General features: G+C 72.2%; 10 protein-coding genes. 2 read left to right on the top strand and 8 right to left on the bottom strand.

Features of this window, described 5'->3' with window-relative positions:
- Positions 1-11 precede the first annotated feature (11 nt).
- Both AB3M34_RS10465 and AB3M34_RS10460 read left to right on the top strand, forming a co-directional pair.
- The gene (locus AB3M34_RS10465; RefSeq protein WP_370619662.1) at positions 12-1,613 is read left to right on the top strand and encodes a sensor histidine kinase; all 1,602 of its coding nucleotides are present in this window, start codon (positions 12-14) and stop codon (positions 1,611-1,613) included.
- On the top strand, positions 1,603-2,283 hold the full coding sequence (locus AB3M34_RS10460; RefSeq protein WP_370619661.1) for a response regulator: 681 nt from the start codon (positions 1,603-1,605) through the stop codon (positions 2,281-2,283). Before AB3M34_RS10465 ends, AB3M34_RS10460 begins: the two co-directional genes overlap by 11 nt.
- 28 nt (positions 2,284-2,311) lie before the next feature.
- On the opposite strand, the gene argH is transcribed toward AB3M34_RS10460, so the two are convergent.
- From argH to argC, 8 genes are read right to left on the bottom strand one after another with little or no spacing between them, the layout of a single operon-like run.
- Entirely contained in the window at positions 2,312-3,727 is a 1,416-nt protein-coding gene (gene argH, locus AB3M34_RS10455) for an argininosuccinate lyase (RefSeq protein ID WP_370619659.1), read from the bottom strand.
- A 2-nt stretch (positions 3,728-3,729) separates the two neighbouring features.
- Complete coding sequence (locus tag AB3M34_RS10450; RefSeq protein ID WP_370619657.1) at positions 3,730-4,935, bottom strand: argininosuccinate synthase; 1,206 nt, start codon at positions 4,933-4,935, stop codon at positions 3,730-3,732.
- A complete protein-coding gene (locus tag AB3M34_RS10445) occupies positions 4,932-5,510 on the bottom strand; it encodes an arginine repressor (RefSeq protein ID WP_370619655.1) in 579 nt (192 codons plus the stop codon). Before AB3M34_RS10445 ends, AB3M34_RS10450 begins: the two co-directional genes overlap by 4 nt.
- Complete coding sequence (argF, locus tag AB3M34_RS10440; protein WP_370619654.1) at positions 5,507-6,439, bottom strand: ornithine carbamoyltransferase; 933 nt, start codon at positions 6,437-6,439, stop codon at positions 5,507-5,509. The genes AB3M34_RS10445 and argF overlap by 4 nt, the downstream gene beginning before the upstream one ends.
- Positions 6,436-7,653: an acetylornithine transaminase gene (locus AB3M34_RS10435; RefSeq protein ID WP_370619652.1), complete on the bottom strand. Its 1,218-nt coding sequence runs from the start codon at positions 7,651-7,653 to the stop codon at positions 6,436-6,438. Before AB3M34_RS10435 ends, argF begins: the two co-directional genes overlap by 4 nt.
- Positions 7,650-8,597, bottom strand: a complete 948-nt coding sequence (argB, locus tag AB3M34_RS10430) for an acetylglutamate kinase (protein ID WP_370619650.1) — start codon at positions 8,595-8,597, stop codon at positions 7,650-7,652. The genes AB3M34_RS10435 and argB overlap by 4 nt, the downstream gene beginning before the upstream one ends.
- A complete protein-coding gene (gene argJ, locus AB3M34_RS10425; RefSeq protein WP_370619648.1) occupies positions 8,594-9,745 on the bottom strand; it encodes a bifunctional glutamate N-acetyltransferase/amino-acid acetyltransferase ArgJ in 1,152 nt (383 codons plus the stop codon). The genes argB and argJ overlap by 4 nt, the downstream gene beginning before the upstream one ends.
- Complete coding sequence (gene argC / locus AB3M34_RS10420; RefSeq protein WP_370619646.1) at positions 9,742-10,773, bottom strand: N-acetyl-gamma-glutamyl-phosphate reductase; 1,032 nt, start codon at positions 10,771-10,773, stop codon at positions 9,742-9,744. Before argC ends, argJ begins: the two co-directional genes overlap by 4 nt.
- Positions 10,774-10,821: the final 48 nt, after the last annotated feature.

Below are 10,821 nucleotides of genomic sequence, written 5' to 3'. Positions count from 1 at the left end.
GGTTGTGGTCGTTGTGGTCGTTGCGCCGCCCCCGGGCCACCCTCGCCGGACAGTTCCTGGTGCTGCAGCTCTGTGTCGTGGCGGTCGTGCTCGCGGTCGTCGCGATCATCTCCGTACGCCAGTCGACGACCGACTTCCGCGAGCTGAGGGGCAGCCGGCTGCAGGCGGCCGCGGAGTACGTCGCCAACCCCCCCGTCGTCCGGTCCGAGGCGAGCACGCCCGGGGCACCGCGACGGCTCGCCCCGGCGATCCAGCAGGCCGCCAACCTGTCCGGCTCGGACACGGTCAGCCTCGTCGCTCCTGACGGCGACGTCCTGGCGTCGACCGACCCGCGTCTCGTCGGCACGACCGAGTCGGCCGCCACCCCCGCTTTCGACGGGCGCGCGTGGACCGGCGACGTCGACGACCCCGACGGGACGCGGATCGTCGGTCAGGCTCCGGTCATCTCCGACGACGGTCGCCTCGTCGCCGTCGTGACCGCGGAGGACACGTACCCGTCGGTGTGGCGGCGGCTCTCGTCGGCCGCTCCCGACCTGGTGCTCTACCTCGGGGTCGGCGCGCTCCTCGGCATCGCCGGGTCCTGGCTGCTCTCGCGACTGATCCGGCGCCGGACCCACGGGCTGGAGCCGGCCGAGATCGCGACCCTCGCCGACCATCGTGAGGCGCTGCTGCACAGCATCCGCGACGGCGTGGTCGCGGTCGGCACTGACGGCAGGATCACCGTGCTGAACGACAGCGCGTGCGCGCTGCTCGGGCTCGAACCACGCGACGTCGGCCGCCCCGTCGACGACGTCGGTCTCCCGCCCGACGTCGCCCGGGTCCTCGCTGGGGCAGCGGTCGACCGCACGGACACCGCGCTCGTCCTCGGCGACCGGGTCCTCGTGGTCAACCAGCGCCACGCGGCGAGCGGCGGTGAGGGCATCGGGACCGTCAGCACCCTGCGCGACCGTACCGACGTCGTCGCCCTGCAGAGCCAGCTCGGCACCGCGCTCTCGTTGACCGACACGCTGCGGGCCCAGACCCACGAGTTCTCCAACCAGCTCCACACGATCTCGGGTCTCGTCCAGCTCGGCGAGTACGCCGAGGTCGACCGGTTCATCGGCACGGTCTCCGAACGCCGCACGGAGGTGGCCGACACCGTGACCGCGCACGTCGACGACCCCGCCGTCGCCGCGCTCCTCATCGGCAAGACGAGCCGGGCCGCGGAGGTCGGCGTGACGCTCCGCATCGTGCCCGGGTCGGTGCTCCCCGTCCTGGAGCCCCGGTCGTCGGCCGACCTCGTCACGATCCTCGGCAACCTCGTCGACAACGCCACGGATGCGGCCCGCGGGACACCGGCGGCCACGGTCGCGGTCACGCTCACCACGACGGGTGACCGCCTGCACGTCGAGGTGCGGGACAACGGCCCCGGGGTCCCGGACGCCCTCCACGACGCGATCTTCGTGCGCGGCTTCTCGACGAAGCCGGCCGAGCTCGGCGGGCGAGGCATCGGTCTGCCGCTCGTGCGCCTGATCTGCTCCGAGCGGGGTGGCGAGGTGCGGGTGGAGGACCAGGACGGTGCCGTGTTCGTCGTCGACCTGCCGGTGCGGGAGGCTGTCGGCCATGGTGCTTGACGTGCTCGTGGTCGACGACGACTTCATGGTCGCGCGGATCCACGCCGCCTTCGTGGAGCGGACGGAGGGCTTCGCCGTCGCCGGCACCGCGCACTCCGCGAAGGACGCGCTCGAGGCGGTCGAGCGCCTCGACCCCGACGTGGTGCTCCTCGACGTCCACCTCCCCGACGGCGACGGGCTCAGCCTCCTGCGCGAGATCCGCGCCGGCGGCCACGACCCGGCCGTCCTCGTCATCACGGCGGAGCGCAGCGCGGAGGCGGTGAAGGCGGCGCTGCACGGCGGCGCCATGCACTACCTCGTGAAGCCCTTCGCGTACGAGGACCTGCGAGCGCGGCTCGAGCACGTCCGTCAGGCCGCCGAGGCGCTCGCCGAGGGTCCCCGTCCCCCGGACCAGGCAGAGATCGATCTCGCGTTCGGAACGGGAGCGTCGCCCGCCGCGCCGAGCCGCCCCCCGCTGCCGAAGGGGCTCAGCCGCGAGACGGCCGCGCTCGTCGCGAACGCGCTCAGCGAGCACGACGAGCTGTCCGCGACCGAGTGCGGCGCGGCCGTGGGGATCTCGCGCGTGAGCGCCCGGCGCTACCTCGAGCACTTCGTCGACGCGGGAACGGCCGAGGTGCGGCTCCGGTACGGCGACGCCGGCCGACCCGAGCGCCGCTACCGCGCCCGCTGACTCGCCGTACGGCTGCGTTGGCTCGCGGTCAGGTGAGGCGGGCGCGGAGCTCGGTGAGCTGCTCGGCGACGCGAGCCGGCGCCGTACCCCCTCGGGAGTCCCGCGACCCGATCGATCCCTCGACGCTCAGCACGTCGCGTACGGCCGGGGTGAGGTGAGGCGACACCTCGGCGAGCTCCGCGTCGGTGAGGTCCCACAGCTCCTTGTCCTGCGCCTCGGCGACCCGGACGCACGCCCCGGACAGCTCGTGCGCGACGCGGAACGGCACACCCTCGCGCACCAGCCACTCGGCGATGTCGGTCGCCAGCGCGAAACCCTGCGGCGCCAACGACTCGAGCCGCTCGGTGTGGAACGTGAGCGTGGCGACCATGCCCGTGAACGCCGGCAGCAGGACCTCGAGCGTGTCGACCGAGTCGAAGACCGGCTCCTTGTCCTCCTGCAGGTCGCGGTTGTACGCGAGCGGAAGGCCCTTGAGCGTCGCCATCAGCCCGGTCAGGTTGCCGATCACGCGCCCTGCCTTGCCGCGCGCCAGCTCGGCGATGTCGGGGTTCTTCTTCTGCGGCATGATGCTCGAGCCGGTGGAGTAGCCGTCGTGCAGCGTGACGAAACCGAACTCCTTCGTGTTCCAGACGATGATCTCCTCCGCGAGGCGCGAGACGTCGACGCCGATCATCGCCGTCACGAACGCGAACTCCGCCACGGAGTCGCGCGCTGCCGTCCCGTCGATGGAGTTCGGGGCCGAGCCTGTGAAACCCAGGTCGGCCGCGACCTGCTCCGGGTCGAGCCCGAGCGACGAGCCGGCGAGGGCACCGGACCCGTACGGCGAGCCGGCCGCGACGCGCGCGTCCCAGTCCGCGAGGCGGTCGAGGTCGCGCACCAGCGGCCACGCGTGCGCGAGCAGGTGGTGGCTCAGCAGGACGGGCTGGGCGTGCTGGAGGTGGGTCCGCCCCGGCATCGCCACGCCGAGGTGCTTCTCGGCCTGGTCCGCGAGCGCCGCGACGAGCTCGCGCACGAGCCGGCTGATCTCACGGCCGTGGTCGCGCAGGTACAGCAGGCCGAGCGTGGCGATCTGGTCGTTGCGCGACCGACCGGCGCGCAGCCGCCCACCGAGCTCGGCTCCGAGCCTGTCGACCAGTCCGCGCTCGAGCGCGGTGTGCACGTCCTCGTCCCCCGGGTCGGCCGTGAAGGCGCCGGAGGCCACGTCGTCCTCCAGCGCGTCGATGCCGGCGAGCAGCGCCGTGAGGTCGTCGTCGGTGAGCAGGCCCGCCCGCTGGAGGACCCGCGCGTGCGCACGCGACCCCGCCAGGTCGTACGGAGCCAACCGCCAGTCGAAGTGCGTGGAGCGCGAGAGCGCCTCCAGCTCCGGCGACGGTCCTGACGCGAAACGCCCGCCCCACAGCGCGGACCGCTCCCCTGGGACCTCCTCGGGCTGCCCGCCGGTCACGGTCACTCCCCCACCAGCGCCTGGTCGCGCTTGTTCGCCAACGTGCTCGACATGCCGAAGATCTCGATGAAGCCCTTCGCCATGCTCTGGTCGAACGTGTCGCCCTCGTCGTACGTCGCGAGGTTGAAGTCGTACAGGCTGGTGGCCGAGCGACGTCCGGTCACGGTGGCCTTGCCGGCGTGCAGCGTCATCCGGACCTCGCCGGTGACGGCCTCCTGCGACTTGTTCACGAACGCGTCCAGGGTCTGCTTGAGCGGCGAGAACCACAGGCCGTCGTAGGCCAGCTCGCCCCAGCGCTGGTCGACGCCGCGCTTGAAGCGGGCCAGCTCGCGCTCGACGGTGACGTTCTCGAGCTCCATGTGCGCGGCGATCAGCGCCATCGCACCGGGCGCCTCGTAGATCTCGCGGCTCTTGATGCCGACGAGGCGGTCCTCGACCATGTCGATGCGGCCGATGCCCTGGGCGCCGGCGCGCTCGTTGAGCTGCTGGATCGCCTGGAGCATCGTCACCGGCTTGCCGTCGATCGCGACGGGGGCGCCCGACTCGAACCCGATGACTACCTCGTCGGCGTCGCGCTGCTGCGCCGGGTCGGAGGTGTAGGAGTACAGGTCCTCGATCGGGCCGTTCCAGATGTCCTCGAGGAAACCCGTCTCGACGGCGCGGCCCCACACGTTCTGGTCGATCGAGTACGGCGACTTCTTGGTGACGTCGATCGGCAGGTCGTGCTCCTCGGCGTACGCGATCGCCTTCTCGCGGGTCCATGCGTAGTCCCGCACCGGCGCGATCACCGTGAGGTGCGGCGCGAGCGACTTCGTCCCGACCTCGAAGCGGACCTGATCGTTGCCCTTGCCGGTGCAGCCGTGGGACACGACGTTGGCGCCGTGGTACGTCGCCGCCTCGACGAGGTGCTTGACGATCAGCGGGCGCGAGAGCGCGGAGACCAGCGGGTAGCGGTCCTGGTAGAGCGCGTTCGCCCGGACCGCCGGCAGGCAGTAGTCCTCCGCGAACTCGTCCTTGGCGTCGACGACGATCGACTCGACCGCACCGCAGGCGAGCGCCCGCTCACGGACCACGTCCATGTCCTCGCCGCCCTGGCCGACGTCGACCGCGACCGCGATGACCTCGGCGCCGGTCTCCTGGCCGAGCCAGCCGATGGCCACCGAGGTGTCCAGGCCGCCCGAGTACGCGAGTACGACCCGATCACTCATGATGTCTCCTTGTTGTCCTTGCCCAGGCGCGTGCTCGGGCCTGGGATGGTGCTGTCGGTGTTCGTGACCACCGGGACGGGGCTCGCCATCGCACGGAACTCGTCCGCGACCGACGGCCCCCCGACGGGGTCCTTGCAGATGACGAGCACGGTGTCGTCGCCCGCGATGGTGCCGAGAAGGTTGCCCGGTGCTGCGTGGTCGATCGCCGCGGCGAAGAACTGTGCTGCACCGGGCGGTGTTCGCAGGACGACCAGGTTCGCGGACCCCTCGGCCGAGACCAGCAGCTCGTTGCACAGCCGTGCGAGCCTCGCCTGGGCCGAGACCGACTCGACCGCGGGGCGAGGAGTCCGGTCACCGCCCTCGGCGGGCACGGCGTAGACGAGGCCTCCGCTGGAGTGACGAACGCGTACGGCGTCGAGCTCGACCAGGTCGCGCGACAGCGTCGAGGGTGTGACGTTCAGGCCGTCGGCGGAGAGCAGGTCGGCGAGGTCGTTCTGCGACCGCACGACGTGGGTGCGCAGGAGGTCGACGATGCGCTGCTGACGGGCGGCCTTGGTGCCTGGGATGGTGCTCACGGCGTGCGTCCCGACCGCTCGAGCAGCCACACCAGGAGGGCCTTCTGGGCGTGGAGGCGGTTCTCGGCCTCGTCCCAGACGACGCTCAGCGGACCGTCCATGACGTCACCGGCGATCTCGAGCCCGCGGTACGCCGGCAGGCAGTGCAGGACGATCGCGTCGTCGGCGGCAGCGGCGAGCAGGGCGCTCGAGATGCCGTACGCCCCGAAGGTCGCGATGCGCTCCGCCTTCTCGTCCTCCTGGCCCATGGAGACCCAGGTGTCGGTGGCGAGCACGTCCGCACCTGCTGCCGCGTCGAGCGCCTCGGTCGTCACGGCCACCGACCCGCCGGTCTTCGCGGCGATCTTCTCGGCGTCGGCGACCACGTCGGCACGTGGTGCGTACGCCGCGGGCGCCCCGATCCGGACATGCATGCCGGCGGTCGCTCCCGCGAGGAGGTAGGAGTGCGCCATGTTGTTGGCGCCGTCACCGACGTAGGTCAGCGTGAGACCGGCCAGCGTGCCCTTGTGCTCGCGCACGGTCTGCAGGTCGGCGAGCAGCTGGCACGGGTGGAAGTCGTCGCTCAGCGCGTTGACGACCGGGACGCGGCTGACCGACGCCATCTCCTCGAGGCCGGACTGGGCGAAAGTCCGCCAGACGATCGCCGCGACCATCCGCTCGAGGACCCGCGTCGTGTCGGCGACCGACTCGCCGCGTCCCATCTGGCTGCTGCCGGCGTCGATCACGAGCGGGTTGCCGCCGAGGTCGGCGACGCCGACCGCGAAGGAGATCCGGGTGCGCGTGGACGCCTTGTCGAAGATGACGGCGACCGTCTGCGGGCCCGCGAGCGGACGAGCGGCGTACCGGTCGGCCTTGAGCCTGTCGGCGAGGTCCAGCACCTCGGCCTGCTCGGCCGGTGTCAGGTCGTCGTCACGGAGGAAGTGCCTCATGCGGGAGGCTCCTCGGTCGTGACGGGCGTCGACGCCAGGGCGTGGGTGTCGAGCACGGCGCGGATCACCGCGACTGCCTCGTCGGCCTGCTCGGCGGTCAGGACGAGCGGCGGGACCAGCCGGAGCCGGTCGGGCGCCGCGGCGTTGATGACGACGCCACGCGCGAGGACCTCGGCCTGCACCTGCGCGGCGACCGGCTGCCGAAGGCCGATGCCCACCAGCAGGCCCGCGCCGGAGGTGTCGGCGACCATCGGGTGGTCGCCCAGCCCGCCGCGCAACCGTTCCCCTGTGACGGTCGCGTGCTCGAGCAGGTCGTCGGACTCGATGGTGTCGAGAACGGCGTGGGCGGCAGCCGCGGCGACGGGGTTGCCGCCGAACGTCGTGCCGTGGTTGCCGGGCTGGAGCAGATCGGCGGCCGCTCCGACCGCGATGCAGGCGCCGATCGGGATCCCTCCGCCGAGGCCCTTGGCGACCGTCACCACGTCGGGCACGATCCCCTCGGCCGTGTGCGCGAACCAGGCACCGGTACGACCGATGCCGGTCTGGATCTCGTCGATCCACAGCAGCGTGCCGTGCGCTGCCGTGATCTCCCGGGCAGCCGCGAGGTATCCCGCTCCCGGATCGATCGCACCGGCCTCGCCCTGCAGCGGCTCCAGCACGACGGCCGCCACGGTCTCGTCCACCGCGTCGCGCAGCGCGTCGAGGTCGCCGTACGGGACGAACGTGACGTCTCCCGGGAGCGGCTCGAACGGAGCCCGGTAGGCCTCCTTGCTGGTGAGCGCGAGCGCTCCCATCGTGCGGCCGTGGAAGCTGCCGGTCGCCGACACGAGACGGGTCCGTCCGGTCCGGCGGGAGAGCTTGAAGGCCGCCTCGTTCGCCTCGGTCCCCGAGTTGGCGAAGAAGACCTTGCCGTCCGTGCCCAACAGCGCCAGCAGGCGCTCGGCGAGCGTGACCTGCGGCTCGGAGGCGAAGAAGTTGGAGATGTGGCCGAGCGTGCCGACCTGCTCGGAGACGGCCTTGACGACGGCCGGGTGCGCATGACCGAGCACGTTCACGGCGATGCCGGCCAGGAGGTCGAGGTAGCGGTTGCCGTCGGCGTCCCACACGTACGAGCCCTCGCCGCGCACGAGGACGCGCTGCGGCGGACCGAACGTGTTCATCATCGACTCGGAGTAGCGCTCCAGCCACTCCTGCTGCGTCGTCGGGTTGCTCACGCCTGCCTCCTCAGCGCCGTACGGATCAAGGTCTCGGCCTCGGGAAGGACCTGGGTCCCGACGCCCTCGTCGGTGAAGATCTCCAGCAGCACGGCGTGCGGCTCGCGCCCGTCGACGACCGTCGCGCGAGACACGCCCTCGCGGACCGCCTTGAGGCAGGCCCCCATCTTGGGGACCATGCCCGACGCGAGGCTCGGCATGAGCTGCTCGAGCGCGTCGACGCCGATCTCGCCGATGACGTCGTCGCTCTCCGGCCAGTCCCGGTAGAGGCCCTCCACGTCGGTGAGGACGAGGAGCTTCTCCGCTCCGAGCGCGACGGCGAGCGCCGCAGCGGCGGTGTCGGCGTTGACGTTGTGGACCTGCCCGGAGACGTCCGGCGCGACCGAGGACACCACGGGCACGCGACCGGCCTCGATGAGGTCGAGCACCGCCTCGGGGCGTACCTCGCTGACCTCGCCCACCAGGCCCAGGTCGACCTCCTCACCGTCGACGACGACTCCGGTCGGCACCGCCGTGAACAGGCCGCCGTCCTCGCCGGACAGTCCGACCGCGACCGGGCCGTGCGCGTTGAGGAGGCCGACGAGCTCGCGACCGACCTGGCCCACCAGCACCATGCGGACGACGTCCATCGCCTCCGGCGTGGTGACGCGAAGGCCTCCGCGGAACTCCGAGGCGATGCCGAGCCGGTCGAGCATCGACGAGATCTGGGGGCCGCCGCCGTGCACGACGACGGGCTTGAAGCCCGCGTACCGCAGGAACATGATGTCCTCGGCGAAGGCCCGCTTGAGCTCGTCGTCGACCATCGCGTTGCCGCCGTACTTCACGACGATGACCTTGCCGTGGTACTTCATCAGCCACGGGAGCGCGTCGGCGAGGATCGCGGCCTTCTCGGTCTTGCGCTTCCAGTGGGCGGGGATCCCCGCACCGGCGTCGACGCCCGTCATGACGAGTACGCCGAGTTCTCGTGGACGTACGCCTGCGTGAGGTCGTTCGTCCAGATCGTCGCCTTCTCCGGGCCCGCCTTCAGGTCGATCTGGACGGTGACCGCCCGCGGCTCGAGGTCGACCAGGTCCCGTGACTCACCGGGGCCGCTGTTGCGGCAGACCCAGACGCCGTTGATCGCGACGTCGAGGTCGGCGGGGTCGAACGCGGCCGCAGTGGTGCCCACCGAGGCGAGGATCCGGCCCCAGTTGGCGTCGCGCCCGAAGATCGCGGTCTTGAACAGGGCGCTGCGGGAGACCGCCCGTCCGACCTCGAGGGCGTCGGCCTCCGTCGCCGCGTTCACGACCTCGATCGCGATGTCGTGGTCGGCGCCTTCGGCGTCGGACAGCAGCTGCAGCGCGAGGTCGCGGCACAGGTCGGCGAGCTCGACGGCGAGGTCGTCGACGGACGGCTCGACGCCGGACGCGCCGCTCGCCATCAGGAGGACCGTGTCGTTGGTGGACTGGCAGCCGTCGGAGTCGAGCCGGTCGAAGCTGAGCGCCGTCGCGTGGCGGAGCACCTTGTCGCACTCCGCGGGAGTCAGCACCGCGTCGGTGGTGAGGACCACGAGCATCGTCGCCAACGACGGTGCGAGCATGCCCGCCCCCTTGGCCATCCCGCCGATCGTGTAGCCGGCGCCCTCGTGCACGACCTGCTTCGGCCGGGTGTCGGTGGTCATGATCGCCTGGGCGGCGTCCGGCCCGCCGTCGGCACCGAGGGAGCCCACCGCCGTACGGACCCCGGCCAGCAGCGCGTCCCGGTCGTTGAGGAGCCCGATCAGGCCCGTCGAGGCGACCTGGACGTCGACCGGCGCGATGCCGAGCAGCTCGGCGGCGACCTCGGCCGTACGGTGCGTGGTCGCGAAGCCTTCGGGGCCGGTGTAGCAGTTGGCGCCACCGGAGTTCAGGACGATCGCCCGAGCGCTCCCGGTGCGGATCGCCTGCTCGCTCCAGAGCACGGGGTTGGCCTTGCAGCGGTTGGAGGTGAAGACGGCGGCTGCGCTCGACGTCGGTCCGTCGTTGACGACGACCGCGACGTCGGGAGCGCCCGTCGACTTCAGGCCGGCGGCCACGCCGGCGGCACGGAAGCCCTGGGGTGCGGTGACGCTCACGGGGCCACCCCCACCAGCGGGAGGCCGAGTGTCTCGGGGAGCCCGAGCGCGAGGTTCATCGACTGGATCGCCGTGCCCGCGGTGCCCTTGGTGAGGTTGTCGATCGCACCGACGGCGACGACGCGCCCGACCCGGGTGTCGACGGCGACCTGGACGTGGACGCAGTTCGAGCCGAGCACCGCCTTGGTCTGCGGCCACTGGCCCTCGGGCAGCAGGTGGACGAACGGCTCGTCGGCGTAGGCCTTCTCGTACGCCGCGCGCACGGCGTCGACGTCCGCTCCCGCGGCGAGCGGGGCGCTGACGGTGGCGAGGATCCCCCGCGACATCGGCGCGAGGACGGGCGTGAACGACACCCGAGCCTTCTGGGCACCGGCGAGACGGAGGTTCTGCTCGATCTCGGGGGTGTGACGGTGGACGCCTCCCACGCCGTACACCGACGCCTGCCCCATCACCTCGGACCCGAGCAGGTGCGGCTTGAGCGACCTGCCGGCGCCTGAGGTGCCCGTGGCGGCGACCACGACGACGTCGGGCTCCACCAGCCCCTCGGCGACGGCCGGCAGGATGCTCAGCGTCGAAACCGTGGGGAAGCAGCCGGGCGCTGCGATCCGCCGGGCCCCCACCAGGCGGTCACGCTGGCCGGGGAGCTCCGGCAGTCCGTACGGCCAGGTGCCCGCGTGCTCGCCGCCGTAGAACGCGGTCCAGTCGGCGGGGTCGCTCAGCCTGAAGTCGGCGCCGCAGTCGACGACGAGGACGTCGTCGCCGAGGTCGGCTGCGACCGCGGCCGAGGCGCCGTGCGGAAGCCCGAGGAACACCACGTCGTGGCAGGCGAGGACCTCGCGCGTGGTGTCGGACAGGGTCCGGCCGGCGAGCGGCGTCAGATGGGGGTGGTGCGCACCGAGGGCGGAGCCTGCGTTCGAACCGGCCGTGAGGGCACCGATCTCCACCTCCGGGTGCGCGAGCAGCAGCCGGAGGACCTCGCCACCGGCGTAACCGCTCGCGCCTGCGACGGCGATCGTGAGGGAAGCCATGTGCACATACTTGCAGACCCCTGCAAGAACGTGCAATCCGGGGTGCCC

Source organism: Mumia sp. Pv4-285 (assembly GCF_041320275.1).
GTDB classification, from domain to species: Bacteria; Actinomycetota; Actinomycetes; order Propionibacteriales; family Nocardioidaceae; genus Mumia; species Mumia qirimensis.
This window is presented reverse-complemented; position numbering and strand designations above follow the sequence as displayed.